This window comes from Neisseria sp. HMSC70E02, assembly GCF_001838645.1.
Classification (GTDB): Bacteria; Pseudomonadota; Gammaproteobacteria; order Burkholderiales; family Neisseriaceae; genus Neisseria; species Neisseria macacae.
The window spans coordinates 1-25,617 of record NZ_KV838103.1; the positions used below are offsets into that span (position 1 = coordinate 1).

Genomic DNA, 25,617 nt, shown 5'->3' on the forward strand with positions numbered 1-25,617 from the left:
AGTATTGTACTATTTTGTTTTTAATTTACTATATGTCAAATACAAAAGACGTTTCGATTAGCGGAAAGGGGCAGGGTCAGATGACAGAATGAAACTGAAAATTGTGGGATGTCTTATCGACAGGGATTGGCTTGATGATGCTTGATGGCATGAGATAAAAAATAACCGCCTTAGGCGGTTTTTATGGTGGCCAGAGGCGGAATCGAACCGCCGACACACGGATTTTCAATCCGTTGCTCTACCAACTGAGCTATCTGGCCTTCGTCTGCATTGCAGGGAAGTGGGCATTAAACCAAAAACAACGGGTTCATGCAAGGTTTATTTTGAAATGGCGCGGAGATATTTTATAAACTTTTGTTTTAACTTAAATTAAATTTCGATGGTTTTCAACGAAATTCGCCAGATATATTGGCTATCGACGCCCATAATTTTTTCCATCGGGGAGGATTGTCGATTTCAGACGACCTATGTGTCGTTTTAAGATACAATCGCTTTTTTGTTTCTGAAGATATCTGTTTGATGTTGTATGATTTTTTAAAAGATATGTGGGATATTCTGCGTCTGCGCTATAAAAATCCTGCTGATTATTTCTATACGCTGCCTGTCATTTTGGCGATTTTGCTGCTGTTGGGCATGATTAATGCGGCAGATATGTCTCCCTTGCTCGGCGTCAGCACTGCGGCTGTCGTCTTTGGCGTGTTGGTTACCGTTATAAGGTGGCTGATTTTGAGCCGTGTGATGCGTTATGTTTTAAGCATAAATGGCGCGCCGCGCCTGCCTTTATGGGGATTCATCTTGGCATCGGAGGCTTTGATGATTCCGGCGCTGCTTGTGTTTTATATCCCGCAAATTACGCCGCTGCTGATGTTTTGGAAGACTTGGGCGTTTTGGGCGCAGGCTGTCGGCTTGATGAAGATGGGGCAGGTTAAAGTTTGGACGGTATTCAAAGGCTATCTTTTGTACTTCTGCTGTATGGTTGTGATTATAGGGATTTTTATACAGCTGTTTACACTGGCTGGCTGGTTCGATAAAGCAACGCTAATGCAAAATTTTAATGCGTTAACGGCTGCTATGGAGCAGGCGAGATAAGCTAGGGGTCGTCTGAAAATTCACCCTTCTCGTTTTCAGACGACCTTCTTTCAAAGAAAAAACCTGCACGGTTGTCCGTGCAGGTTTTTGTTTGCGCTCAGGTTTGGGCAACCTTACATCATGCCGCCCATTCCACCCATGCCGCCCATGTCAGGCATAGCTGGTTTTTCTTCAGGGATTTCGGCAATCATGCAGTCGGTCGTCAGCATCAAGCCGGCGATAGACGCGGCGTGTTGCAGCGCGGAACGGGTTACTTTGGCGGGGTCGAGTACGCCCATTTCAATCATGTCGCCGTATTCACCGGAGCCTGCGTTGTAACCGTAGTTTCCTTTGCCTTCCAACACTTTGTTCACGACCACGCTAGGTTCGCTGCCTGCGTTGGTAACGATTTGACGCAGCGGAGACTCAATTGCTTTAAATATAATCAAAGCTCCTGCAAGTTGATCGTTATTAGTTAACATCAAATGCTCAGATAGGCCTGTTTTTAAATTAGAAGCAATCTCTAACCACTCTTTTGCGTCTGGTTTTATTTTCAGAATTACAGCTTGATAAGCGCGCAACAGGGCTACGCCGCCGCCTGCAACCACGCCTTCTTCAACGGCGGCGCGGGTAGCGTGCAGCGCGTCTTCCACGCGGTCTTTTTTCTCTTTCATTTCGACTTCGGTAGCGGCACCGACTTTAATCACTGCCACGCCGCCTGCCAGTTTGGCAACGCGCTCTTGCAGTTTTTCTTTGTCGTAATCGCTGGTTGCGGTTTCGATTTGTTGGCGGATTTCGGCAACACGCGCTTCGATTTGGGCAGCGTCGCCGAAGCCGTCGATGATGGTGGTGTTTTCTTTACCAATTTCGATGCGTTTGGCTTGACCCAAGTCTTCCAGAGTGGCTTTTTCCAAAGACAGGCCGACTTCTTCGGCGATTACAGTGCCGCTGGTCAGGATGGCGATGTCTTGCAACATGGCTTTGCGGCGGTCGCCGAAGCCCGGGGCTTTAACGGCAACGGTTTTCAGGATGCCGCGGATGTTGTTCACGACCAAAGTCGCCAAGGCTTCGCCTTCTACGTCTTCAGCAATAATCAACAGCGGACGGCTGGCTTTTGCCACTTGTTCCAAAACAGGCAGCAGGTCGCGGATGTTGCTGATTTTTTTGTCGAACAGCAAAACAAACGGATTGTCCAGCGCGGCGATTTGTTTTTCTGCGTCGTTGATGAAGTAAGGGGACAGGTAGCCGCGGTCGAACTGCATACCTTCGACGACATCCAATTCGTTTTCCAAAGATTTGCCGTCTTCAACGGTAATCACGCCTTCTTTGCCGACTTTTTCCATCGCTTCGGCAATAATCGCGCCGACTTGTTCGTCGGAGTTGGCGGAAATCGAGCCGACTTGGGCGATTTCTTTGGAAGTATCGCAAGGTTTGGCGATGTTTTTCAGCTCTTCAACCAAAGCGGCAACGGCTTTGTCGATACCGCGTTTCAGGTCGGTCGGGTTCATGCCGGCGGTCACATATTTCATGCCTTCGGCTACGATGGCTTGCGCCAGTACGGTGGCGGTAGTGGTACCGTCGCCCGCTACGTCGTTGGTTTTGGACGCGACTTCTTTCACCATTTGCGCGCCCATGTTTTCGAATTTGTCTTTCAATTCGATTTCTTTAGCGACGGTAACGCCGTCTTTGGTGATGTGCGGGCCGCCGAATGCGCGGTCAACCACTACGTTGCGGCCTTTAGGGCCCAAGGTTACGCGGACGGCGTTTGCCAGAGTGTTCACGCCGCTGACCATTTTTTGGCGGACTTCGTTACCGAACTGTACGTCTTTTGCTGCCATATTTTGATTCTCCTAATTTATTTAATACATTTGATTCTGTCTGAGGTCGTCTGAAAACCTTGTATGCCTTTTCAGACGACCTGTCGTTTTGAATGCACGGAATGCTTATTCCACAATCCCGAAAATGTCTTCTTCGCGCATTACCAACAGCTCTTCGCCGTCGGCTTTTACGGTTTGGCCGCTGTATTTGCCGAAAATGATTTTGTCGCCGACTTTGACATCCAGCGGACGGCGTTCGCCGTCTTTACCGATTTTGCCTGCGCCCACGGCGATCACTTCGCCCATATCGGGTTTTTCGGCGGCTGCGCCCGGCAGGACGATGCCTGATGCGGTTTTCTCTTCAGCTTCCAAGCGTTTGACGACGACGCGGTCGTGTAAAGGACGGATGGTCATGTTTTATGCTCCGATAAATAGTTTGAAAACAATCATCTGCCTTCAGCCGGCAGATGCGGTTTGAAAAATAAGGCGGCAAGTTTGTCAACAAACTTACCTGAACACAGCGGCAAATTAGGGTTCGGCCCGATAAATTCAAGGGAAGAAGTAAAAATTTTCTATGCGGGGTCGTCTGAAAACGGGCATGACAGATTGCGCACTATCTCTCAATACGGTTCAAACAGGCAGGCATTTTCAGATGAACTTTTCCAGTCGGCAAGCTTCAAATGGTTCTATCAGCAAAAGGCATGAAACGATGGATGCAAACCTATGTACGCCTTTACAAAATAATATCCTATCTTTAAAATAAATAGAAATTATTATTAATAAATAGTTTAGTTAAAGAACTGAAACTTATCCAACAGAAGGAAATTTCCATGACTTCACCCCTGTTCCGCTTCAGCCTGCTTTCCCTGGCACTCGCCGCCGGCTTTGCCCACGCGGAAAACGAAGCGAAAGAAAGCGTTACCCTTGATACTGTTACTGTGAAAGGCGACCGACAAGGCAGCAAAATTAGAACCAACATTGTTACCCTTCAGCAAAAAGACGAAAACACGGCAACCGATTTACGCGGATTATTGAAAGACGAACCTGCTATCGATTTCGGCGGCGGCAACGGCTCATCTCAATTCCTGACGCTGCGCGGCATGGGACAGAACTCGGTGGATATTAAGGTGGACAACGCCTATTCCGACAGCCAAATGCTGTATCACCAAGGCCGTTTCATCATCGACCCAGCACTGGTCAAAATCGTCTCTGTACAGAAAGGCGCGGGTTCTGCATCTGCCGGTATCGGCGCGACCAACGGCGCGATTATTACCAAAACCGTCGATGCCGAAGACTTGCTCAAAGGTTTGGACAAAAACTGGGGGGTACGCCTCAACAGCGGCTATGCCTCTAATGACGGCGTAAGCTACGGCGCAAGCGTGTTTGGGAAAGCGGGCAACTTCGACGGCTTATTCTCTTACAGCCGCAACGATGAAAAAGATTACGAACCCGGTAAAGGGTATACAAACAGCAACGGCGGCAAAACCGTACCATTCAGCGCGCTGGACAAACGCAGCTATCTTGCCAAAATCGGCGCAAACTTCGGCGACCACCGCTTAGTGTTAAGCCACATGAATGATCAACACCGGGGCATCCGCACCGTCCGTGAAGAATTTACCGCCACCGATAATCCTCGTCTGACTTTGGCACGCCAAGCCCCGACCTACCGCGAAACCAGCCTCTCCAACACCAATTTGGAATGGACGGCGCGCAACTTGGGCTTTGTTGAAAAACTGGATGCCAACGCCTACCTAATGAAAAACGAACGCTATTCCGCCGATGACAGCAAAAACGGCTACGCAGGCAATCTGCCCGGCCCGAACACGACCGTTATCGAAACCAAAGGCGCGAATTTCAATCTGGACAGCCGCATTGCTGAAAACACATTAATCAAATACGGTGTCAACTACCGCCATCAAGAAATCAAACCTCCGGTATTCTTCAGCGCAGCCTTGAGCAATCCGAAGAAAAGCGATGCCGGCATTTACGCCGAAGCCATCCACGACATCGGCGACTTTACCCTTACAGGCGGTTTGCGCTACGACCATTTCAACATCAAAACCCATGACGGCAAATCCGTTTCCGACGGCACAGTCAACCCGAGCTTCGGCGTGATTTGGCAGCCGCACGAACACTGGAATCTCAGTGCCAGCCACAACTACGCATCCCGCAGCCCGCGTCTTTACGATGCGATGCGTCAACATGGACGCGGAAATTCCATCACATCGATTGCAGACGGCACTAAAGCCGAACGCGCCCGCAATACCGAAATCGGCTTCAACTACAACAACGGCAGCTTTGCCGCCAACGGCAGCTACTTCTGGCAAAAAATCAAAGATGCCGTCGCAGGTCCGCAGCAACGCCATGATGCCGCAGGCAATCCGATTGCAGGCGTACGCGAAATCGTCAATGCGGGCTACATCAAAAACCATGGCTATGAATTGGGCGCATCCTACCGCACAGGCGGCCTACTGGCTAAAGTCGGCGTAAGCCACAGCAAACCGCGCATCTACGACACCCATCCTGAAAACCTGTTAAGCGCAAACCCCGAATTTGCCGTACAGACCGGCCGCACTTGGACAACCTCCCTCTCCTACCGCTTCCAAAATCCGAATTTGGAAATCGGCTGGCGTGGTCGTTACCTCCAAAAAGCCTCCGGTTCGGTATTGGTTCGCGACAAGGGTGAAGTCAAACGCAAAGGCTACGGCGTGAACGACATATTCGCCAACTGGAAACCGCTGGGCAAAGACACGCTCAACGTCAACTTCGCAGTCAACAACGTGTTCAACAAGTTCTACTATCCGCACAGCCAACGCGGCGAAACCTTGCCGGGCATCGGCCGCGATGTTCGTCTAAGCGTTAACTACCGCTTCTAAGAACCGCGTAAAAACAAAGACGTCGTCTGAAAACCCTTTACTGTTTTTCAGACGACGTCTTTCTGTTTGGAAAACCGTGTTTACTGGAAGACTGTTTGTTCAAATGTCCTTTCGGACAGCATTGTCGCGCTTCGCTTCGGTTGAGTGAATGTATTGCATCAGCGTTTTAATAAAAACGGTCAAATCACGCTGCCACGAATGGCGGTTGGTTTTGGTGAAATACAGCGATATTTCAGGCTGCTCCATCAGATAGCAACCGAAACTCTCGTGCAGCGGTATAACGCTGATATCGTTCACATTATAAAAAGCAATGGTCATCGGCAGCGTGAAATAAGGATGGGTCAGCGTCCACGTCGCGGGGAAGGCAGGGATATCTTCTTCTAAGGCAACGGTTAAGTCATGGATATACAGGACATTGCGCAAGTCGTCGATGTGCTTTTTCATGGTTTCATTTTTCACCCTAACTGAAAAAACGCTTGGACAAAGCGGGTGATGTTTGCCCGATTTACCGCTTGCAGCACAACGACCGCTTCGTTTTTCAAAAAACCGACTGAGTCAGATTCATCGACACAGGTTTGGTTGAGGCGGCACAAATCGTAAAAGGTAAAAACAAAATCTTGCCCATTGATACACAATGGAAAATCCAATAGACAACCTTTATTTTCAGCTTCAAATTCAGCAAGATCATCAAACCATTCAGGAAATGTAATGTGCATGGATTTCCTTTTGAAATCGTATGAAAATTCCGTTTTGTTAGGGATAACTTTCAAAGAGCCTTTTCAGACGACCTTGAGATTACCTAAAAGTTTATCTTACATACCACGACACTTCAAAAGCCAAATACTTCAATTCTCACAGATGACACGCAAGTCCAACCTCTATTTGAAATGCAATAGACAATAAAAAATCCTGCATATTGCTATGCAGGATTTTTTATTTGGGGTGGCTGATGGGGCTCGAACCCACGACAACTGGAATCACAATCCAGGGCTCTACCAACTGAGCTACAGCCACCATTAACTTTTGGCACGCCCGACAGGAATCGAACCTGTAACCCCCGACTTAGAAGGTCGGTGCTCTATCCGGTTGAGCTACGGGCGCTCATGCCGATTCGTGCTGAATTTTTTGTGTGGTCGGGGCGGTGGGATTCGAACTCACGACCCTCTGCTCCCAAAGCAGATGCGCTAACCGGGCTGCGCTACGCCCCGACTGAAGAATGGGAATATACAGATACGCCGAAATCCTGTCAATCCAATTTGAGATCATTTTTCTTTTTTCTAAATTATCTGTTTATTTTTATTTAAAATTTAATTTTTTGCCTACTTCATATCGGGTGTAATGCCGTTCAAAAATACAGTTTCGGTTTTTGCTGTTATCCGACTGCCAAATCGGTTTAAAAATGCGATAATTGCGTTTGCTATTTATTGATAACCAAATGGAAATTTCATGACAGCCCAATTGATTGACGGTAAAAAAATATCGCAGGAGCGTTTGCAGCTGGTATCCGCTGCGGTAGCCAAGCGGCTTGAATCCGGATTGCGTGCGCCTTGTTTGGCCGTGGTGTTGGTCGGTGACAACCCTGCCAGTGCCGTATATGTCCGCAACAAAAAATCGGCATGCCAAAAATGCGGCATCCGGTCTTTGTCTTATGAGCTGCCAGCGTCGACTTCTCAGGAAGATTTGCTGAAGCTGATTGATGAATTGAACGGGAACGCGGAAGTAGACGGTATTTTGGTGCAGCTTCCGCTTCCTGAGGGCTTAGACAGTCAGGCTGTTTTGGAACGTATCCATCCGGACAAAGATGTGGACGGTTTCCATCCTTATAACGTGGGTCGTTTGGTGGTAAAAATGCCGCTGATGCGCCCTTGTACGCCCAAGGGTGTGATGACGCTGCTGGAGGCTTACGGTATCGATCCGAAAGGCAAGAAGGCGGTGGTTGTCGGGGCATCGAATATTGTCGGACGCCCGCAGGCATTGGAGCTGCTGCTTGCCCGCGCCACGGTAACGATTTGCCACAGCGCGACGGAAAACTTGGACAAGGAAGTCGGGGCTGCCGATATTGTGGTGGTAGGCGTCGGGATTCCCAATTTTGTCAAAGGGGAATGGATTAAACCCGGCGCGGTGGTAATTGATGTCGGGATTAACCGTTTGGAAGATGGCAGCCTGTGCGGCGATGTGGAATTTGATGTGGCAAAAGAACGGGCGGGCATGATTACCCCGGTACCCGGCGGGGTCGGTCCGATGACGATTGCTACTTTATTGGAAAATACTTTACATGCTGCGACGCTGCATGATTAAACTGCTATAAACGGACACGATACGGCGGGCGGCAGATTGGCGGCTTCATGTTCAACCGCTGGAAAACATTATTCGACGTGGCGGAACATGCCTAAAGTCAATCTGTCCAGCCCTGCCAAATCTTGTTGCGTACTGACTTCGGCAAAGCCGTTTGCCGTCAAAATCTGCCGCACTGCTGCGCCTTGGTTGTAACCATGTTCCAGCAGCAGCCATCCGCCTTCTTTTAAAAATTCCGGCGCGCGCTGCGCCAGCTCTCGAATACAGCTCAAACCGTCGGCAAAATCTGTCAACGCCGTTTGCGGCTCGAATCTCAAATCCCCTTGGCTCAAATGCTCGTCGCCGGCTTCGATATAAGGCGGATTGGAAACAATGACATCGAAGCGGTGTTTGTCTTCAGACGACGTCTTATCCGTCTCAAACCACGAACCCAATGCAAACTCGACCCTTGCGCCCAGAGTTTCCGCGTTTTTACGGGCAATCGCCAACGCTCCGCTGCTGATATCGGAAGCGCGCACTGCCGCATCCGTTCTTTCCAACGCCACCGTCACGGCAACCGCCCCGCTGCCCGTTCCCAAATCCCAAACCTGTCCGTTTACAGGAAGATGCCCGATAACCGCCTCCACCAAATGCTCGGTTTCGGGACGGGGAATCAACACATCGGGACCGACTTCAAACCATCGTCCGTAAAACTCCCGTCCGCCTAAAATATACGCCATCGGCTCGCCTTTCAGACGACGTGCCTGCAGGATATCCAGTTGCGCGGCTACTGCTTCTGGCAGCGGATCGGCACCTTGCGTGACCAACTGCACACGGCTATAACCGCCTGCATGTTGCAGCAACATACGGGCTTCGAGTCTCGGCAACTGCGAATGGCGCAGCCATTGGTCTAAGGTCATGTCGTGTTTATCCTGAGTTTGTACGGGTAACGGTGAGGGGTTCTGTTTATCTTAATCTTTGCGCGGCGGCCAGTAAACTTCTTCTTTTTTGATGATACCGCGTTTGAGGATATCGGCAGCAAGGGCGGCGGTGTCGGGCGGATTTTGGTAGAACGCCGCGTCTTCCTTGCTCATTGCCGAGTAGATGCCTTTCCAGTGGGTTTTGGCTGGTGGCAGAGGGAGAACTTCATCTAGGCGCGGGAAGGTGTAGAAGGGGTTGCCACTTTTGGTGCCTGTGCCTTTTAAAGCAACTTTTAATTCTTTATAAGCCGCTTCTCGGATGGGGTCTGCATGAATATCGGAAAAATCCTTCATAAGCTCTTTATTCTTAGCAAAAACCATTTTTAGACTTAAGGCAGCTTCACCGCCTCCTTCGCCACCGTGGCGCACTGCGCTGTGCATCAGTAACAGCGATTCTTTTAAATTACCGTGACGAATTTCCTTAACCATGGATAATTCTTCCATAGCAGCCGAAAAACCCTGTCTAGCTGCACAGTCGAGCAACAGTTCGCGCGTGTTAAAATCTTTAAATTGTTTACCATAAATCCGTGCTAATTCATACTGCGCCAGCGGTACGCCTAAATCTACCGCTTTTTGCAGGTAGGCAAGAGCGAGTTTATGGTTGTGACTGTAACCCGCATTTCCTTCATATAGCGCATCAAACAACCAGTAGTTTGCCATTGCCCAGTTTTTGTCTAAACCGTAATGCAGCCATTTGCGGGCACGACGGGGCTGGGGAGCATACAAAGTACCGCTTGCCCCTTGTCCGTTGGTATAAAGTAAATAAAGGTTGTTGATTGCCTGATAATGCCCCTTTGACGCTGCTGCTTCGTACAGGGTAATCATATCTTGAGCCTGCCGCGTATTCTTGCGCCAACCTTCAGCATGAATCAGGGTGGCTGCACGATACCAAAGATGGGATTCGGCATCGGGTGGGGATGGTGGCGTCCAAGTGGTGCAAGTGTATTCGGTACGCTTCGAGTCAAAGGCTTTGGGTGCGGGATGGGTCTGGGTGTAATCGCGGTCGGATTGGGACGGCGAAACTGAACTGCAAGAAACCAGCAGGGGGATAAGCAGGGCGATGAAAGTGAGTTTGTTCATGGTATGTGTTTTATTATGGTTCAGGGAGGTCGTCTGAAACTGAAAATCAGGTTTCAGACGACCTTTTTTAAATGTTGTGTCTGGATTCCACTTATATCCCGTGATCTTCGGGAGGCTCGGGAGGGCGCGGCGACCAGTAAACTTCTTCTTTTTTGACGATACCGCGTTTAAGGATATCGGCGGCAAGGGCAGCGGTATCAGGCGGATTTTGGTAGAACGCTGCGTCTTCTTTACTCATTGCGGAATAGATGCCTTTCCAGTGGGTTTTGGCTGGTGGCAGAGGGAGGACTTCATCTAGACGCGGGAAGGTGTAGAAGATATTGCCGCTGGTAGTGTCCGTGCCTTGAAGTGCTACATATAGTTCATGATAGGCTGCTATTCGAACGGGGTCGGCAGGGAGAGCGGAAAATTCCTGCATAAAACCTTTTGACTCCCCAAAAATGTCTGTCAATATTAAGGCTGATATTCCCCCTTTTTCGCCTCCATACCGTACGGCATTGTGCATCAGTGACAGTGCCTCATCTAATTTGCCGTCCATTGCCTTCAACATTCCCAATTCATACATTGCCGCTGAAAATTTCTGCTTAGCGGCACAATCAAGCAATACTTGAGCGGTTTTTAAATCTTTGAGCTCTATATCGTAAATCCGTGCCAATTCATACTGCGCCAATGGGACGCCTAATTCCACTGCCTTTTGCAGGTAGGCAAGGCCGAGTTTCGGGTCGTAATAACCTGCATGGCCGTCATACAAGGAGTCAAACAGCCAGTAGTATGCTATTGCCCAATCCTTCTCCAAGCCATAATGCAACCATTTGCGGGCGCGGTCGGGACGTTGGTCAAACAAATCCCCCATCGCACCTTGGGTGCCGGTGTAGAGCAGATAGAGATTGTTGATGGCACGGTAATGTCCGCGACTTGCCGCCGCTTCGTACAGAATCACCATATCCTGCAACTCTTGCGCGGTTCTGCGCCAACTTTGGGCATGGAGTAAGGTTGCCGCCCGATACCATTGCTCGGCTTCGGCATCAGTGTCGGACGGCGGTGTCCAAGTGGCGCAGGTGTATTGGGTGCGGTTGGGGTCGAATGCTTTGGGAGCGGGATGGGTTTGGACGTAATCGCGGTCGGGCATGTTAGGAGATGCCGAACCGCAGGAAACCAGCAGGGGGATAAGTATGGCGATGAAAGTGAGTTTTTTCATGGTATGTGTTGATTGTGTTTTTGTTGAGGTCGTCTGAAAACGGATTTCGGATTTCAGACGACCTCTTTATGGGTTTCAACCTATCCTTTTAAACGGCGGCAGGCTGGCTAGTAATTGTTGGCCGTACCGCTGCGTTTTGACGCGGTTGTCGAGGATGGTCACGCGGCCGTAGTCTTGTTCGGTGCGGATGAGGCGGCCGACGGCTTGGATGAGTTTGATGCCGGCTTCGGGAACGGTGATTTCGATGAAGGGGTTGCCGCCGCGCTGTTCTATCCAGCGGTTTTGGGTTTTTTCGATGGGGTTGTCGGGCATGGCGAAGGGGAGTTTGGCGATGATGACTTGCACGCAGGCGGTGCCGGGCAGGTCGAGTCCTTCGGCGAAGCTGTCGAGTCCGAAGATGATGCTGGCTTTGCCTTCTTCTATGGCTTGGTGGTGTTTTTGCAGGAGGACGGCTTTGGGCAATTCGCCTTGTACGAGTAAGAGCGGCAGGTAGTCTTCGGGCAGGCGCAGGGCGACATCCTGCATTTGTTTGCGCGAGGAAAACAGGACGAGCGTGCCGATGGCTTCGGTGGGCGAAATGAGCTTGGGCAGCCATTCGACGATGGCGGCGGTGTGCGCGGCGGGGTCTTTGGGGCTGGCGTGTACGGGCGGAATGTAGAGTTCGCCTTGTGCGTCGAAATCAAACGGGCTTTCTAGGGCGAGGGTGGTGGTTTCGGGCAGCCATTGCAGTCCGGTTTGGCGCAGGATCAGGTTGAAGCTGCCCAAGGATTGCAGGGTGGCGGAGGTCAACACTGCGCCTGCCGCGCGCCGCCACAGGCTGTTGGCGAGGTGGGACGCGCTGCTGATGGGGCTGGCGTTGAAAATGTAGTCGTTTTTGTCGTCGGCGCGGCGGGTTATCCATTTTGCCAGCGGTTCTTCGCCCTCGAGCGGGACGGTGGAAAGTAAATCCCATGTGGCGGTGATTTGTTCGATGCGGGCGCGGAATACGCCGAATTCGGTACTCAGGCGGTCAATTTGCGCGCTGTTTTGGTCTTTGTCGCGACGGGCGGCGGACAGGGCGTCGTTGAGGCTGTTGATGTGTTTGTAGAGGCTGCGGGCGGCGATGGCGGTGTTGGAAACGGTGGTTTCGAGACCTTCTGGGATTTTGCCGTCTTCCCACAGCCAAGTCGGTTCGCTGTTGGTCCGTCTGTCGTTTTCAGACGACCCCAAGCTCAAAGACGGCTCTTCGGCAAGGTGGAACTGCCATTCGTGCAGGCTTTCGAGCAGCGAGGCGGCAGCTTCATCGGCAAGGTTCGCCAGCTCGCCTTTGTCGGTGAGTGCGGCAATTTTGCCGGTAACCTGCGGCAGTTTTTCCAACGCCCACACCGCTTGGTTCCACGAATGCTCGGCGGCAAACTGGCTGAGTGCTTTCTTGGGCAGGTGGTGCGCTTCGTCGATGCAGTAGAAGCTGTTTTCAGGGTCGGGCAAAATCACGCCGCCGCCCATGCTGATGTCGACCATCAGCAAATCGTGGTTGGTTACGACAACATCGACGGTTTCCAGCGTGTCGCGGGCAAGGTAAAACGGGCATTCCGGGCGGTTGGGGCAGGCGGTTTTGAGGCAGCCGTAGTTGTCGTTGTTCACCTTCATCCAGATGGTGTCGTCGATTTTTTCCGGCCAAGTGTCGCGGTCGCCGTTGAACCGTCGGGCGGAAAATTCGTCGGCGATGTCGCGCAGCAGCTTCAATTCTTCGGGCTTGGGTTTGCTGTCCCACAATACGGCGGGGGCTTCGAAGCCGAGCAGGTTTTGCTGGGCGTTGCTTTGCGTCAGTTGGTAGAGTTTGTAGGGGCAGAGATAGCGGCCGCGCCCTTTGGCAAGCGCGAAGGTCAGCTCCAAGCCGCTTTTTTCAACCAGAAACGGCAGGTCGCGGTCCACCAGCTGCTCCTGCAAGGCAACCGTCGCGCTGCTGACAATCAACCGCTTGCCGCGCGTCTGCGCCATAATGCCACCCGCCAGCAGGTAGGCAAGCGATTTGCCCACGCCGGTCGGCCCTTCGATAACGGCAATACTCTCGCCCTCGCGCTTGGGCGGCTCGCCGCCTTCTTCGCGCGTCAAAGTCCGCGAAAAAGCGTTGGCAACCGCCGCAATCATTTCCCGCTGCGAAGCGCGCGGACGGAAACCGGGCAGGTTTTTGCCGATATTTTGGTAATGGTCGCGGATGGCGTTTTTTTCTAAATCGGTGAGCATCGAGGTCGTCTGAAAAGGTGGATTTGCTTACGAATTGGTTATTTTAGCATTTTTCGCGGACGGGTTCGGGAGAGATGGGAAAGGTCGTCTGAAAAGCATATTTTGGCGTTTTCAGACGACCTTTTCTTAAGGCAATCCACATCGGGATTGGAGGTTTGAACCTTTGTCGTTTCTGTTGCCGTCATTCCCGCGCAGGCGGGAATCCATCGTAAAACTTGAGAAACCTTGATTTGGAAAACAGTTTCTGAATTTCAAAAATGGATTCCCGCCTGCGCGGGAATGACGGAATTTGATGAGATACCGTATTTAAAGTTAAGTATGTTTGCTAGAGAGATGGGCAGCGGCGGTTTGGGGCGGGTGGGGTCAATTTCTTGGTGCATCGTTGAAATAAAAATAAGGGCGCATGATTGCGCCCCTTCGGTTTTCAGACGACCCCTTAAGTTCAGCGGGGTGCTTAAGCCGTTTTGTTCCGCAACGGCAGTTTGATATGCGGCTTGGCGGGTTTGGGTGCTTCTTTCAAGCCCAGTTCGATTTGCTGCTCTTCGCTCAACAAATTGCTCCAGTCGCCTTTTTTATACCACTCGCGCCCGTCCAATTCGATGGGGTGCTGAATGCGCTCGCAGCCGTTGCCGCATTGCAAATCGTCTTCTTTACAATATTTGTCGCAACCCCAGCAGATGCGCTCCGGCGCTTTGGGGAAGATGGGGAATTTTTTTGCCATGGTGTGAAATCCTTGTTTTTATTTTCATGAAATTATAAATGATTCGATTGCGGCAGCTTGGTTTTTGTACGTCTTTTTACGCTGGATGGTTAAGAAATGTATAAGGTCGTCTGAAATAGCCAGCCGATTCATGTTATATTTATACAGACGGCATATCAACCTATTCGATAAAACTAATCCGCCATATGGCACTCAAACGGCGGAAAGCCTGATATTTGAAACTATTTTTAAAGCAATCAATCAGTTGGATTTACTGTTAATTTCTTTAAAATTCAGTATGATATATTACGCTCTGATATAATGTGCGGGCAAGGCGTACGGAAGCCGGCGTCTTGTCTTTTTTCAACTTTAGATACTAAGGAACTTATATGTGCGGTATCGTCGGCGCCATCCGCGCCAATCACAATGTAGTCGATTTTCTGACCGACGGTCTCAAACGCCTTGAATATCGGGGCTACGATTCGTCGGGTATCGCCGTGAACATGGACGGCAAAATCAAACGCGTTCGCCGTGTCGGCCGCGTGCAGCTGATGGAAGATGCGGCGCGCGAAAAAGGCGTGTTCGGCCATATCGGCATCGGCCATACCCGCTGGGCGACCCACGGCGGCGTAACCGAACCCAACGCCCACCCCCACATCTCCGGCGGCATGATTGCCGTCGTCCACAACGGCATCATCGAAAACTTCGAAGCCGAACGCGAACGCCTCCAATCCTTAGGCTACACCTTCGAATCGCAAACCGACACCGAAGTCATCGCCCACAGCGTCAATCACGAATACACCCAAAACGGCGGCAAACTGTTTGAAGCCGTCCGCGCTGCCACCGCCCGTTTCCACGGCGCATACGCCATCGCCGTGATGGCGCAGGACAAACCCGAAGAAATGGTGGTCGCACGCATGGGCTGCCCGCTCTTGGTGGCATTGGGCGATCAAGAAACCTTCATCGCCTCCGACGTATCCGCCGTCATCGCCTTCACCCGCCGTATCGCCTATTTGGAAGACGGCGACATCGCCGTATTGAGCGCGAACGGCATCGACAAACTCATTGACAAAACCGGTGCCGAAACCCAACGCAAAGTCAAAGTATCCGAGTTGTCGCTCGCTTCGCTGGAATTGGGCCCATACAGCCACTTCATGCAAAAAGAAATCCACGAGCAGCCGCGCGCCATCGCCGATACCGCCGAAGTCTTCCTTGACGGCGGCTTCGAACCCGAAAACTTCGGCGCGAACGCACGCGAAGTGTTCGACGATATTCACAGCATCAAAATCCTCGCCTGCGGCACGTCCTACTACGCCGCACTGACCGCCAAATACTGGCTCGAATCCATCGCCAAAATCCCGACCGATGTCGAAATCGCCAGCGAATACCGCTACCGCGACGTGATTGCCGATCCGAAACAACTGATCATCACCATCTCCCAATCCGGCGAAACCTTGGACACGATGGAAGCCCTGAAATACGCGAAATCCTTAGGGCACAAACACAGCCTGTCCATCTGCAACGTCATGGAATCCGCCCTGCCGCGCGAAAGCGAATTGGTACTGTACACCCGCGCCGGCGCAGAAATCGGCGTCGCCTCTACCAAAGCGTTCACCACGCAACTGGTTGTATTGTTTGGCTTGGCGGTGACGCTGGGCAAACAGCGGGGTTTGGTTTCCGCCGAAAAAGCGCGCGAATACGTCGAAGAACTGCGCCAACTGCCCGGCAGCATCCAACACGTTCTCAACCTTGAGCCGCAAATCGCCGCATGGGCGCAAAAATTTGCCAAGAAAAACAGCGCACTGTTTTTAGGCCGCGGCATCCACTTCCCGATTGCCCTCGAAGGCGCGTTGAAGCTGAAAGAAATCACCTACATCCACGCCGAAGCCTATCCCGCAGGCGAATTGAAACACGGCCCGCTTGCATTGGTGGACGAAAACATGCCCGTCGTCGTCATCGCACCGAACGACGGCTTGTTGGACAAAGTCAAAGCCAATATGCAGGAAGTCGGCGCACGCGGCGGCGAACTCTTCGTCTTCGCCGATTTGGACAGCAATTTCAACGCCACCGACGGCGTGCACGTCATCCGCGCCCCGCGCCACGTCGGCGTACTCTCGCCGATCGTGCACACCATCCCCGTGCAGCTCTTGTCCTACCACGCCGCCCTCGCACGCGGTACGGACGTGGACAAACCGCGCAACCTGGCGAAATCGGTTACGGTTGAATAAAGCCCGATTTGAACGGTAAAAGGTCGTCTGAAAACTGGGAAACTAAAGTTTTCAGACGACCTTTTTTAAATCGACGCGCGCTTTGGATAAACCGAACCCGTAGCGTGGGCTTTGCCCACGAAGTCTGTTATCCGTCAATTTGAATCGGACAGTTGTCCTCGCATCTGTTTCGCGGGTAGAACCCGCGCTACGGTTTGTTTTGACGGTATCTTAATTCATTTCCTACGCTGATTAAGAAGGCAGGTTTGAGATTGAAAGAGGTCGTCTGAAAACTTTGGTTTCCCAGTTTTCAGACGACCTTGATTAATCAAAACACGTCTGAGATAAGCCAAACCTCGTAGCGTGGGCTTTGCCCGCTGAATATAGTCAATTCAAATCAGCAATATCCACGCCGCCATTCCCGCGCAGGCGGGAATCCATTTTTGAATTTCGGCAAATGTTTTTCAAGCACCTGTTTCTTCAAATTTCCGATGGATTCCCGCCTGAGCGGGAATGACGGCTGGTGGCGGGTTCTGTATCAAAAACTAAGTCCGTAGCGTGGGTTTTACCCACGGAATGAATAGAAATGATTGGACTCGGATATTTGGGTTGAAAGTCGTGGGCAAAGCCCGCGCTACTCTTATTTGACGAAAGGTCGTCTGAAAAACCTGAATCTTGGTTTTCAGACGACCTTTTGTTCCGATTCAATCTCAAATCATCAAGGCTGCATCAAATCCGTTTCGCCAATTCTTCCGCTTTGCCGATGTAGAGCGCTGGGGTCAGGGCGAGCAGTTGGGATTTGGCTTCGGCGGGGATTTCCAGCGATTCGATGAAGACTTTCAGCACTTCGGGCGTGATGCCGCCTTTGCCGCGCGTCAGGTCTTTCAGTTTTTCGTAAGGATTGGCAACACCGTGGCGGCGCATCACGGTTTGAATCGGTTCGGCGAGCAACTCCCAAGTGGCATCCAAATCGGCAGCCAGCGCGGCGGGATTAGGTTCGAGCTTGTTCAGACCGCGCAGGTGGGCGGCGAAACCCAACACGGCATAGCCTACGCCTACGCCCATATTGCGCAGGACGGTGCTGTCGGTCAGATCGCGCTGCCAGCGGGAGACGGGCAATTTTTCGGATAAGAAGCCCAATACGGCGTTGGCCATGCCGAGGTTGCCTTCGGAGTTTTCAAAGTCGATGGGGTTGACTTTGTGCGGCATGGTGGAAGAGCCGACTTCGCCCGCTTTGACTTTTTGTTTGAAGTAACCCAATGAAATATAACCCCAAACGTCGCGGTTGAAGTCGATCAGTATGGTGTTGATGCGGCTGAGGGTTTGGAAGAATTCAGCCATGTAGTCGTGCGGCTCGATTTGGATGGTGTAGGGGTTGAAGGTCAGACCGAGGCTGATTTCGACGAAGTTGCGGCAGTGGGTTTCCCAGTCAATGTCGGGATAGGCGACCATGTGGGCGTTGTAGTTGCCGACCGCGCCGTTGATTTTGCCGAGGAATTCTTGCGCCTGAAGGTTTTTGAACTGGCGTTGCAGGCGGTACACGATGTTGGCGGTTTCTTTGCCCAAGGTGGTCGGCGTGGCGGGCTGGCCGTGGGTGCGGCTCATCATGGGGACGGCGGCAAGGTCGTGCGCCATGCCGGTGAGTTTTTCGATGATCTCGGCAAGTTTCGGCAGGATGACGGTTTCGCGCGCTTCTTGCAGCATCAGGGCATGGGACAGGTTGTTGATGTCTTCGCTGGTGCAGGCGAAGTGGATGAACTCGCTGGCGGCGGCGACTTCGGGTACGCCGGCGAAGCGTTCTTTAAGCCAGTATTCGATGGCTTTGACATCATGATTGGTGGTCGCTTCGATGGCTTTGACGGCGGCTGCGTCTTCCAATGAAAAATTTTCGATGACTTTGTCGATTTCGGCAAGCGTGAAATCGCTGAAGGCGGGAATTTCGGTGATTTTCGGTTCGGCGGCGAGGGCTTTGAGCCAGCTCAATTCGACTTTGACGCGCGCCCTCATCAGGCCGTATTCGGAGAAAATCGGACGCAATGCTTCAACGGATTGGGCGTAGCGGCCGTCTAGGGGGGAAAGTGCAGCGATAGGGTTGATCATGTCGGAGTCCTGTCGGTAGGTCGGTCAAACGGTTAAATCAAACAGTCAAATTGTTTGCAATTATACATGATTTGACCCGGCAACTTCGGGTCGTCTGAAACTACAACCTTCCCTTCAAAGCGTTTTTGACAAACGCCGCCGACTCGCGCAATACCGTGTAACCATAGCCGCCGTAAGGCTCGGAACAAAACGGCGCGGCATACACCTGAATATCGTGTCCCTGCCACTGCCTGTCCGCCATCATCCGCGCCCGCGCCAAGTGAAAACCGGCGCTGACAATGACGACGCGCGGGCTGTTTTCAATAAAATCGCGGCTGAACACAATGTTCTCAAACGTATTTTCCGCCCGCCGCTCTTGGATAATGTCCGCCTTCGGCACCCCCATCTTCTCCGCAATCGCCTGCATATTGCCCGAAGCAGACTGAAAATCGCGGCTGAGTCCGCCCGACATCACCAGCTTTTTTACCTTGCCGGCACGATACAGCTCGACAGCCGCTTCAACACGCGCCACCAAACAAGGGTTCAGACGACCCCCTTCATAAGAACGGGTCGAAAGCACGACCGCAGCATCCGCCGGACGCACCGTATCCGCATCCAACCGTGACACCCAAAAATCGCGCCACATAATCCACAGCGGCAAAAGCGCGGCGGTAAAGAATAAAATCAATATAAAAACAAGGGCTTTTTTGAACATCCGAATCCTAAAATGATGAAAGTAATTGGAACGCGGCTGTACGGGCAGGTTCCGCTTGTTCTTAAGATTTTACGAAATTCATACAGCCGTTCAGCTATATTTTTTAGTAACCGATTGTTTCTATCCGTCCAAGTACGAATTTTGTTGTCGACAAATATTTTTATGGCTTTTCGTCATCGGATATTATTTAAATTGGGAATAACATTAATGCATAGCCTAGGAATATGATAATCAGTATTGACATGGCGTATAAGGAAAATATATTATCAAAAACAGATTTTTGTAAAAGTTGCATAAAGTCGGCAATATAATATCAACGCCATCATCATCTTGAATGATATGTAGGCTATCTCCAATTTTGAAGACTTTTTCTCTTCGTTCAACTATTAGAGAGTAAACATGAAAAAAGCTTTATCAGTTATTTCCGTAGGTTTTTTATCTCTGTCTCTGCTTGCTGCCTGTAATGGTGGAGAAAGTGAAACCCAAAAAGAGCTTGCTGCATTGAAAGAACAACTGGCGCAGCAACAAAAGCAACAAGCTGAACGCGAAAATCAAGAACAAGAACACCGGAAACAAATTGAGCAACAGCAAAGAGAAGACGAACTCTATCAAAAAGCCTACCAAGATGCCCAAGAAGACTTACAGATGAAACAAATGCTGGAAGAAGAGAAAAAACAGGAAGAAGCAAAGAAAAAACAGGCTGCTGAGGAACGTAAACGCGAAGAAGCTAAAAAGAAACAAGCTTTAGAAGAGGAACCTAAGCAAAAAGAAGAGGCCAGAATAAAACAAGAAGAACCCAGAATTAGACAAGAAGAATCCCCAAAAGCTACTGCAAAACCAACCGCTTCACAACAAGCGTCCAAAGTTACCGAAAAACTCGTTCGTTACCCTGCTTTTGTGATTTCGGAATCTGGTAGTGGTTCGTTAAATCTCAGAGGAGGACCGTCTATTTCAGCAGTTTCTGTTACCCAATTGAAAGACGGACAGCAACTTCAAGTGGTGGCCGAAACCAACGCCTGTACCAATGCCAACGGTGGCTGCTGGGTTAAAGTTCAAGTCGGCGGATTGACTGGTTATGTGTCTAATGCCTACCTGCAAAAAGGTCATGTACGAGATGGTGCTTATGCATATTAATATCGGATAGATTTTATTGGTGACTTTCTGTATCCACTAGAATAGAAATGATGGAAAAGTGAAAGAATATTTGGGGCTGTTCTGAATTATTTTAGGATGGAGTCCATTCAATAATCTATCCAATTCCGACTGTAAAATAGAAAAAGGTCGTCTGAAATTTCAGACGACCTTTTTGACTTTTTGCGAAACAACCGAATCTTTAGTCTTTGCGGCGGCTGCCTAAGTCGGCGGCGGCGGTAAAGAGTACGTCGGTGGAGGAGTTGAGGGCGGTTTCGGCGGAGTCTTGGATTACGCCGATAATCATGCCGACGCCGACGACGCGCATGGCGAAGTCGTTGTCGATGCCCAAGAGGCTGCAGGCGACGGGAATCAGCAGCAGCGAGCCGCCGGCAACGCCGGATGCGCCGCATGCGCCGACGGTGGCGACGAGGCTCAGGAGCAGGGCGGTGGGGTAATCGACGACGATGCCTTTGGTGTGGGCGGCCGCCATGGCTAAGACGGTGATGGTAATCGCCGCGCCTGCCATGTTGATGGTTGCGCCCAGCGGGATGGAGACGGAGTAGGTGTCTTCATGCAAGCCGAGTTTTTTCGCCAATGCCATGTTGACGGGGATGTTGGCGGCGGAGGAGCGGGTGAAGAAGGCGTAGAGTCCGCTTTCGCGCAGGCAGGTGAAGACCAGTCCGTAGGGGTTTTTGCGGGTTTGCGACCAGACGATGAGCGGGTTCACGACGAGGGCGATAAACGCCATGCTGCCGAGCAGGACGGCCAACAGGCGTCCGTAGCTGAGGAAGGCGGAAAAGCCGGTTTCGGCAACGGTTTGGGAGACCAGTCCGAAAATACCCAAGGGGGCGAAACGGATAACCCATTGTACAACGGTGGTAACGGCGTCGGAGAGGTCGGCGACGACTTGGCGGGTGGTGTCGGAGCCGTGGTGGCGCAATGCGGAGCCTAAAACCAACGCCCATGCGAGAATGCCGATGTAGTTGGCTTGCGCGATGGCGTTAATCGGGTTGGACACGAGCTTCATCAAAAGCTCTTTGAGGACTTGGATGATGCCGGAGGGCGGGGCGAGGGTGGAGGTAGCTACGTCTTTAAACACCAGCGCGGTCGGGAATGCCATACTGGCGGCAACGGCGACGGCGGCTGCGGCAAATGTGCCGACGAGATACAGAATAATGATGGGTTTGATTTTGGCTTCGCCGCCTTTGCGGTATTGCACCAGCGCGGCGGTCACTAAGACAAACACCAATACGGGGGCGACGGCTTTCAATGCGCCGACGAACAATTCGCCGAGCAGCCCTGCGCCCAAACCTGCTTTCGGGGAGATTGAGCCGACCAAGACGCCCAACATCAAACCGATGATGATTTGCGGGACAAGTCCGATACGGTTGACTGCGTTCAGCAGTGGATTACCACTTGCCATGATACGTCCTCTTACTTTATGTGTTAAGAAACGTTGCATTTTAAAAGAAAATATCAATTATTGCGCAGGTTTACATATCAAATCGATTGTTGTGGCGGAAAATGCTTGATTTTTTAGAGAATTGAGCAGTTTGTGCTGTATTTTTCGGATTGGAGGGAGTTAATGTGTTTTGCTTCTGTCGCGTAGAGGCAGGCGTATCCACCTTTTCAGACGACCCCTCCGTCTCGGGCGGGGTTTTAAACCCGATTGAAAATAATGGTAGAATTTAGCACTCTCTTCTGTCGTTGAAACACTTTTTGCCATGACCAGACTGACTTCGCCCATTTTGATTGCCTCACTCGCCCTTGCCTACGGACACGCAGCCGCAGCAGACCTGCCGCGTGCCGAAGACTACGAACCGATTCCCGGCTTCAAGCAGGGCGGGCAATCCGAGCAGGCTGACAAAGTAGGCAAACTGACGCCCAAATTTCCCGTCAAAATCGAAACCAAAAACAGCGAAGTCAAATCCATGCTCGAAGAATACCTGCCGCTGATTACCCAGCAGCAGGACGAAGAGTTGGACAAAGAGCAGGTCGGCTTCCTCGCCGAAGAAGCGCCCGACAACGTCAAAACCATGCTCAAAACCAAAGGCTATTTCAACGGCAGCGTCAACGTCCAAGACAACGGTTCGAGCTATACCGTCGCCGTCAATCCCGGCCCGCGCACTAAAATCGACAACGTCAGCGTCGCCATCCTCGGTGACATCCTTTCAGACGACAACCTTGCCGAGTATTACCAAAAAGCCATGCTCAACTGGCAGCAGCCCGTTGGCGAATACTTTGACCAAGACGGCTGGAGCGGCAGCAAAACCTCCGTCCTCAGCGCAGTAACCCGCAAGAAATACCCGCTTGCCAAACTCAGCAACACCCAAGCCACCGTCAATCCCAACAACAACACCGCCGATCTGAACGTGATCGTCGAAAGCAACCGCCCCATTTATTTCGGCGACTTTGAAATCACCGGCACCCGCCGCTATCCCGAAAACGTCGTTGCCGGCCTGGCACGCTTCAAACCCGGCGCGCCCTACGATCTCGACCTCTTGCTCGACTTCCAACAAGCGCTCGAACAAAACGGACATTACTCCGGCGCATCCGTTCAAGCCGACTTCGACCGGCTCCAAGGCGACCGCGTGCCCGTCAAAGTCAACGTTACCGAAGTCAAACGCCACAAACTCGAAACCGGTATCCGCTACGATTCCGAATACGGCCTCGGCGGACGTATCGGTTACGACTACTACAACCTCTTCAACAAAGGCTACATCGGCTCCGTCGTTTGGGACATGGACAAATACGAAACCACCCTCGCCGCCGGTATCAGCCAGCCGCGCAACAGCGACGGCAAATATTGGACGACCAACACATCCTACAACCGCTCGACCACCCAAAACCTTGAAAAACGCGCCCTGACCAGCGGTATTTGGCGCGTGCGCGACCGCAACGGCATCGAATCGCGCCTCGGTATCGAATTCATCACCGAAGACCGCAAAGTGCCCGATACCAATTACGACCTCGGCCGCAGCCACGCCACCATGCTGACCGCCTCGTGGAAACGCCAAAACATCGAAACCGAGCTGCGTCCCGAAAACGGCTACTACCTCGACGGCAAAATCGGCGCAACACTGGGCAACTTCCTGTCCTCCACCGCCATGGCGCGCGCCACCGCCCGCGCAGGCTATTTCTACACACCTGAAAACAAAAAACTCGGTACCTTCATCGTCCGCGGACAGGCTGGCTACGTTTACGCCCGCGAAGGCGAAGACGTACCTTCCAGCCTCATGTTCCGCACCGGCGGCGCCTCTTCCGTACGCGGTTACGAACTCGACAGCATCGGTCTGGCAGGTCCGAACAATTCCGTCCTCCCCGATAGGGCATTACTGGTCGGCAGCCTCGAATACCAATTCCCGATTACCAAAAGCGTATCCGGCGCCGTCTTCCACGATGTCGGCGACGCCGCAGGCAACTTCAAACGCATGAGCATGAAACACGGCACCGGCCTCGGCGTGCGCTGGTTCAGCCCCGTCGCCCCGTTCTCCTTCGACGTCGCCTACGGACACCAAGACAAAAAACTCCGTTGGCACATCAGCTTGGGCACAAGGTTTTAAGGTCGTCTGAAAACAAAAAACAGGGGTGCATGATGGCATCCCTGCTTTTTTATGTGGTATGTGGAAACCGCACACGTCGGGTTTTCGAAAGCCAACGGATTCGCAGCCGACAAAAAACGGTCAGACCAAATGTTTTGCCAAAAGATTGAGGGCGAACTCGACGGCCTGTGTTCTGACGGCTTCGCGGTCGCCGCTGAAGACTTGCATCTGTTCCAATGATTCGGTCGGCGTGGACAAACCGAACCAAACCGTGCCGACAGGTTTCGCCGCGCTGCCGCCGCCCGGGCCTGCGATGCCGGAAATACTGAGGGCGTAGTCTGCTTGGGCGACGGCTTTCGCGCCGCGCGCCATTTCGTAAACAGTCTCGCGGCTGACCGCGCCGTGTTGCAGCAGCGTGTCGGGCATGACGCCGAGGCGCTCTTCTTTGGCTTGGTTGCTGTAAGTGACGAAACTTTGATGAAACCATTGCGAGCTGCCTGCAATGCTGGTGAACGCGCCCGCCAACAGACCGCCGGTGCAGGATTCGGCGCAGGTGACGGTTTGGCGGTGTTGGGTGAGGTGTTCGGCGATGGTTTGCAGGGCGGTCATGGGATGTCCTTTCGCTGGGCGGGTTTCCCCGAAATATGGGGTTGGGTGGAGACCCTATTATATAGTGGATTAACTTTAAACCAGTACGGCGTTACCTCTCCTTACCCTGATTTAAATTTAATCCACTATAATAAGGATTGCAGAGAGTGGGCGAAAGGTCGTCTGAAAACCGGAATCCCAATTTTTCAGACGACCTTTTGTGCTTTGCCCTATCCGCCAAACCGCCGGTCACCCGTAGCGTGGGTTTTACCCACGGATGAACAGGGAGGATTGGATTCGGATGTTCGGGTGGGAGATCGCAGGCAAAGCCCACGCTGCGGATTGGTTTATCCTGAGCCTTGCCTATTTGAACAAAAGGTCGTCTGAAACCGAAGTTGGTTTTCAGACGACCTTTTTTGTTTGACGGGCAATTATGCGCCGAACACTTTCAAACGGTTTTCCACAGGCTCGAAGGCTTTTTCACCGGCAGGTGCTTCGATGCCGCCGATAACCATTTGCGCGCGCAGAAGCCAGCTTTCGGGCAGGTTCCATTCTTTGGCGATGGCGGCGTCGGGCAGCGGGTTGTAGTGTTGCAGGTTCGCGCCCACGCCGGCGGCGGCAAGCGTTGTCCAGACGGCGTATTGCGTCATTGCGTTCGCATGGTCCGCCCAAACGGGGAAGTTGGCGGCATAAGAAGGGAACTGCTCTTGCAGGCCTTTGACGACGTTTTGGTCTTCGAAGAACAAAATGGTCGCCGCGCCTGCTTTGAACAGGTTTAATTTTTGCGCGGTCGGCTCGAATTGTTCGGCAGGCACGATGGCGCGCAATGCGTCTTCAACGAATTGCCACACTTTGCCGTGTTCTTCGCCGAAGAGGACGACGACGCGGGTGGATTGCGAGTTGAAGGAAGAAGGCGTGTGCAAAACGGCATGTTTGACGATTTCGCTGATTTCTTCGTTGCTGACAGGCAGGTTTTTATTCAGTGCGTAAATGGAACGGCGGGTTTCGGCCGCTTGTTGCAAGGTTTGATAAGTCATTTTGTTTTTCCTTTGATTGATGTTTAATCGGTTGGCGGGTTTGAAAATGGATTCGCAAAACCCGCTTTATAGTGGATTAACTTTAAACCAGTACGG

At 51.9% G+C, this 25,617-nt stretch carries 21 protein-coding genes and 4 tRNA genes; 7 read left to right on the forward strand and 18 right to left on the reverse strand.

What is annotated here, in order from left to right; translation table 11 throughout:
- Positions 1–184: 184 nt before the first annotated feature.
- Positions 185–260: transfer RNA gene (locus HMPREF3277_RS08455), tRNA-Phe, on the reverse strand.
- Positions 261–519: 259 nt separating this feature from the next.
- Here HMPREF3277_RS08455 and HMPREF3277_RS08460 point away from each other — a divergent pair.
- Positions 520–1,089, forward strand: coding sequence for a hypothetical protein (locus HMPREF3277_RS08460; RefSeq protein ID WP_070870794.1), 570 nt, complete (start codon positions 520–522; stop codon positions 1,087–1,089).
- A gap of 113 nt (positions 1,090–1,202) precedes the next feature.
- On the opposite strand, the gene groL is transcribed toward HMPREF3277_RS08460, so the two are convergent.
- Together groL and groES are read right to left on the reverse strand one after the other, a co-directional pair.
- On the reverse strand, positions 1,203–2,906 hold the full coding sequence (gene groL, locus HMPREF3277_RS08465; protein WP_070870796.1) for a chaperonin GroEL: 1,704 nt from the start codon (positions 2,904–2,906) through the stop codon (positions 1,203–1,205).
- 105 nt (positions 2,907–3,011) lie between these two features.
- Positions 3,012–3,299 carry a co-chaperone GroES gene (gene groES, locus HMPREF3277_RS08470; protein ID WP_016687158.1) on the reverse strand — a complete coding sequence of 96 codons (288 nt, stop codon included), beginning with the start codon at positions 3,297–3,299 and terminating at the stop codon, positions 3,012–3,014.
- 416 nt (positions 3,300–3,715) lie between these two features.
- Here groES and HMPREF3277_RS08475 point away from each other — a divergent pair, with 416 nt between their 5' ends.
- Positions 3,716–5,761 carry a TonB-dependent receptor domain-containing protein gene (locus tag HMPREF3277_RS08475; RefSeq protein WP_070870797.1) on the forward strand — a complete coding sequence of 682 codons (2,046 nt, stop codon included), beginning with the start codon at positions 3,716–3,718 and terminating at the stop codon, positions 5,759–5,761.
- A gap of 99 nt (positions 5,762–5,860) precedes the next feature.
- Here HMPREF3277_RS08475 and HMPREF3277_RS08480 read toward each other — a convergent pair whose 3' ends face one another.
- The 5 genes from HMPREF3277_RS08480 to HMPREF3277_RS08500 all read right to left on the reverse strand — a co-directional run bounded on the left by HMPREF3277_RS08480 (position 5,861) and on the right by HMPREF3277_RS08500 (position 6,969).
- Positions 5,861–6,205, reverse strand: coding sequence for a hypothetical protein (locus HMPREF3277_RS08480; protein ID WP_246830789.1), 345 nt, complete (start codon positions 6,203–6,205; stop codon positions 5,861–5,863).
- Positions 6,206–6,216: 11 nt separating this feature from the next.
- Complete coding sequence (locus HMPREF3277_RS08485; protein ID WP_070870799.1) at positions 6,217–6,477, reverse strand: hypothetical protein; 261 nt, start codon at positions 6,475–6,477, stop codon at positions 6,217–6,219.
- Positions 6,478–6,699: 222 nt separating this feature from the next.
- Positions 6,700–6,775: transfer RNA gene (locus tag HMPREF3277_RS08490), tRNA-His, on the reverse strand.
- Between the two features lie 10 nt (positions 6,776–6,785).
- A tRNA-Arg gene (locus tag HMPREF3277_RS08495) sits at positions 6,786–6,862 on the reverse strand.
- 29 nt (positions 6,863–6,891) lie between these two features.
- Positions 6,892–6,969 (reverse strand) — tRNA-Pro (locus tag HMPREF3277_RS08500).
- Positions 6,970–7,207: 238 nt separating this feature from the next.
- On the opposite strand from HMPREF3277_RS08500, the gene folD reads away from it, so the two are divergent.
- Positions 7,208–8,059 (forward strand): bifunctional methylenetetrahydrofolate dehydrogenase/methenyltetrahydrofolate cyclohydrolase FolD, encoded by an 852-nt coding sequence (gene folD / locus HMPREF3277_RS08505; RefSeq protein WP_003755680.1) that lies wholly within the window; start codon positions 7,208–7,210, stop codon positions 8,057–8,059.
- Between the two features lie 68 nt (positions 8,060–8,127).
- Here the strand turns inward: folD and prmC are convergent, their stop codons facing one another.
- The 5 genes from prmC to HMPREF3277_RS08530 form a co-directional block, all read right to left on the reverse strand.
- On the reverse strand, positions 8,128–8,955 hold the full coding sequence (prmC, locus tag HMPREF3277_RS08510) for a peptide chain release factor N(5)-glutamine methyltransferase (RefSeq protein ID WP_070870801.1): 828 nt from the start codon (positions 8,953–8,955) through the stop codon (positions 8,128–8,130).
- 51 nt (positions 8,956–9,006) lie between these two features.
- Entirely contained in the window at positions 9,007–10,095 is a 1,089-nt protein-coding gene (locus HMPREF3277_RS08515; protein WP_070870803.1) for a tetratricopeptide repeat protein, read from the reverse strand.
- 91 nt (positions 10,096–10,186) lie between these two features.
- A complete protein-coding gene (locus HMPREF3277_RS08520; RefSeq protein ID WP_070870805.1) occupies positions 10,187–11,293 on the reverse strand; it encodes a tetratricopeptide repeat protein in 1,107 nt (368 codons plus the stop codon).
- Positions 11,294–11,368: 75 nt separating this feature from the next.
- Entirely contained in the window at positions 11,369–13,519 is a 2,151-nt protein-coding gene (gene dinG, locus HMPREF3277_RS08525) for an ATP-dependent DNA helicase DinG (protein ID WP_070870807.1), read from the reverse strand.
- A gap of 454 nt (positions 13,520–13,973) precedes the next feature.
- Complete coding sequence (locus HMPREF3277_RS08530) at positions 13,974–14,240, reverse strand: DUF3079 domain-containing protein (RefSeq protein WP_003766405.1); 267 nt, start codon at positions 14,238–14,240, stop codon at positions 13,974–13,976.
- A gap of 368 nt (positions 14,241–14,608) precedes the next feature.
- Between HMPREF3277_RS08530 and glmS the strand changes: the two genes are divergently transcribed.
- Complete coding sequence (glmS, locus tag HMPREF3277_RS08535) at positions 14,609–16,447, forward strand: glutamine--fructose-6-phosphate transaminase (isomerizing) (RefSeq protein WP_070870809.1); 1,839 nt, start codon at positions 14,609–14,611, stop codon at positions 16,445–16,447.
- 708 nt (positions 16,448–17,155) lie between these two features.
- On the opposite strand, the gene purB is transcribed toward glmS, so the two are convergent.
- Entirely contained in the window at positions 17,156–18,526 is a 1,371-nt protein-coding gene (purB, locus tag HMPREF3277_RS08540; RefSeq protein WP_070773299.1) for an adenylosuccinate lyase, read from the reverse strand.
- Between the two features lie 100 nt (positions 18,527–18,626).
- Complete coding sequence (locus HMPREF3277_RS08545) at positions 18,627–19,220, reverse strand: YdcF family protein (RefSeq protein ID WP_070870811.1); 594 nt, start codon at positions 19,218–19,220, stop codon at positions 18,627–18,629.
- A 399-nt stretch (positions 19,221–19,619) separates the two neighbouring features.
- Between HMPREF3277_RS08545 and HMPREF3277_RS08550 the strand changes: the two genes are divergently transcribed.
- A complete protein-coding gene (locus HMPREF3277_RS08550; RefSeq protein ID WP_049224801.1) occupies positions 19,620–20,354 on the forward strand; it encodes an SH3 domain-containing protein in 735 nt (244 codons plus the stop codon).
- 199 nt (positions 20,355–20,553) lie between these two features.
- Here HMPREF3277_RS08550 and sstT read toward each other — a convergent pair whose 3' ends face one another.
- Entirely contained in the window at positions 20,554–21,777 is a 1,224-nt protein-coding gene (gene sstT, locus HMPREF3277_RS08555; protein ID WP_049223524.1) for a serine/threonine transporter SstT, read from the reverse strand.
- A 301-nt stretch (positions 21,778–22,078) separates the two neighbouring features.
- Here sstT and HMPREF3277_RS08560 point away from each other — a divergent pair, with 301 nt between their 5' ends.
- Positions 22,079–23,917 (forward strand): autotransporter assembly complex protein TamA, encoded by a 1,839-nt coding sequence (locus HMPREF3277_RS08560; protein ID WP_070870812.1) that lies wholly within the window; start codon positions 22,079–22,081, stop codon positions 23,915–23,917.
- Between the two features lie 120 nt (positions 23,918–24,037).
- Here HMPREF3277_RS08560 and HMPREF3277_RS08565 read toward each other — a convergent pair whose 3' ends face one another.
- The gene (locus tag HMPREF3277_RS08565; protein WP_070870813.1) at positions 24,038–24,505 is read right to left on the reverse strand and encodes a CinA family protein; all 468 of its coding nucleotides are present in this window, start codon (positions 24,503–24,505) and stop codon (positions 24,038–24,040) included.
- A gap of 280 nt (positions 24,506–24,785) precedes the next feature.
- Between HMPREF3277_RS08565 and HMPREF3277_RS15745 the strand changes: the two genes are divergently transcribed.
- The gene (locus HMPREF3277_RS15745) at positions 24,786–24,908 is read left to right on the forward strand and encodes a hypothetical protein (protein WP_283127074.1); all 123 of its coding nucleotides are present in this window, start codon (positions 24,786–24,788) and stop codon (positions 24,906–24,908) included.
- Positions 24,909–24,915: 7 nt separating this feature from the next.
- Here HMPREF3277_RS15745 and HMPREF3277_RS08570 read toward each other — a convergent pair whose 3' ends face one another.
- Positions 24,916–25,521: a nitroreductase family protein gene (locus tag HMPREF3277_RS08570; RefSeq protein ID WP_049229578.1), complete on the reverse strand. Its 606-nt coding sequence runs from the start codon at positions 25,519–25,521 to the stop codon at positions 24,916–24,918.
- Positions 25,522–25,617 lie beyond the last annotated feature (96 nt).

What these genes read in the sequence shown, in the direction of transcription:
- HMPREF3277_RS08460 (WP_070870794.1), top strand. Translation starts at nt 520, where the DNA reads ATGTTGTATGATTTTTTAAAAGATATGTGGGATATTCTGCGTCTGCGC.
- groL (WP_070870796.1), bottom strand. Translation starts at nt 2,906, where the DNA reads ATGGCAGCAAAAGACGTACAGTTCGGTAACGAAGTCCGCCAAAAAATG.
- groES (WP_016687158.1), bottom strand. Translation starts at nt 3,299, where the DNA reads ATGACCATCCGTCCTTTACACGACCGCGTCGTCGTCAAACGCTTGGAA.
- HMPREF3277_RS08475 (WP_070870797.1), top strand. Translation starts at nt 3,716, where the DNA reads ATGACTTCACCCCTGTTCCGCTTCAGCCTGCTTTCCCTGGCACTCGCC.
- HMPREF3277_RS08480 (WP_246830789.1), bottom strand. Translation starts at nt 6,205, where the DNA reads ATGAAAAAGCACATCGACGACTTGCGCAATGTCCTGTATATCCATGAC.
- HMPREF3277_RS08485 (WP_070870799.1), bottom strand. Translation starts at nt 6,477, where the DNA reads ATGCACATTACATTTCCTGAATGGTTTGATGATCTTGCTGAATTTGAA.
- folD (WP_003755680.1), top strand. Translation starts at nt 7,208, where the DNA reads ATGACAGCCCAATTGATTGACGGTAAAAAAATATCGCAGGAGCGTTTG.
- prmC (WP_070870801.1), bottom strand. Translation starts at nt 8,955, where the DNA reads ATGACCTTAGACCAATGGCTGCGCCATTCGCAGTTGCCGAGACTCGAA.
- HMPREF3277_RS08515 (WP_070870803.1), bottom strand. Translation starts at nt 10,095, where the DNA reads ATGAACAAACTCACTTTCATCGCCCTGCTTATCCCCCTGCTGGTTTCT.
- HMPREF3277_RS08520 (WP_070870805.1), bottom strand. Translation starts at nt 11,293, where the DNA reads ATGAAAAAACTCACTTTCATCGCCATACTTATCCCCCTGCTGGTTTCC.
- dinG (WP_070870807.1), bottom strand. Translation starts at nt 13,519, where the DNA reads ATGCTCACCGATTTAGAAAAAAACGCCATCCGCGACCATTACCAAAAT.
- HMPREF3277_RS08530 (WP_003766405.1), bottom strand. Translation starts at nt 14,240, where the DNA reads ATGGCAAAAAAATTCCCCATCTTCCCCAAAGCGCCGGAGCGCATCTGC.
- glmS (WP_070870809.1), top strand. Translation starts at nt 14,609, where the DNA reads ATGTGCGGTATCGTCGGCGCCATCCGCGCCAATCACAATGTAGTCGAT.
- purB (WP_070773299.1), bottom strand. Translation starts at nt 18,526, where the DNA reads ATGATCAACCCTATCGCTGCACTTTCCCCCCTAGACGGCCGCTACGCC.
- HMPREF3277_RS08545 (WP_070870811.1), bottom strand. Translation starts at nt 19,220, where the DNA reads ATGTTCAAAAAAGCCCTTGTTTTTATATTGATTTTATTCTTTACCGCC.
- HMPREF3277_RS08550 (WP_049224801.1), top strand. Translation starts at nt 19,620, where the DNA reads ATGAAAAAAGCTTTATCAGTTATTTCCGTAGGTTTTTTATCTCTGTCT.
- sstT (WP_049223524.1), bottom strand. Translation starts at nt 21,777, where the DNA reads ATGGCAAGTGGTAATCCACTGCTGAACGCAGTCAACCGTATCGGACTT.
- HMPREF3277_RS08560 (WP_070870812.1), top strand. Translation starts at nt 22,079, where the DNA reads ATGACCAGACTGACTTCGCCCATTTTGATTGCCTCACTCGCCCTTGCC.
- HMPREF3277_RS08565 (WP_070870813.1), bottom strand. Translation starts at nt 24,505, where the DNA reads ATGACCGCCCTGCAAACCATCGCCGAACACCTCACCCAACACCGCCAA.
- HMPREF3277_RS15745 (WP_283127074.1), top strand. Translation starts at nt 24,786, where the DNA reads ATGTTCGGGTGGGAGATCGCAGGCAAAGCCCACGCTGCGGATTGGTTT.
- HMPREF3277_RS08570 (WP_049229578.1), bottom strand. Translation starts at nt 25,521, where the DNA reads ATGACTTATCAAACCTTGCAACAAGCGGCCGAAACCCGCCGTTCCATT.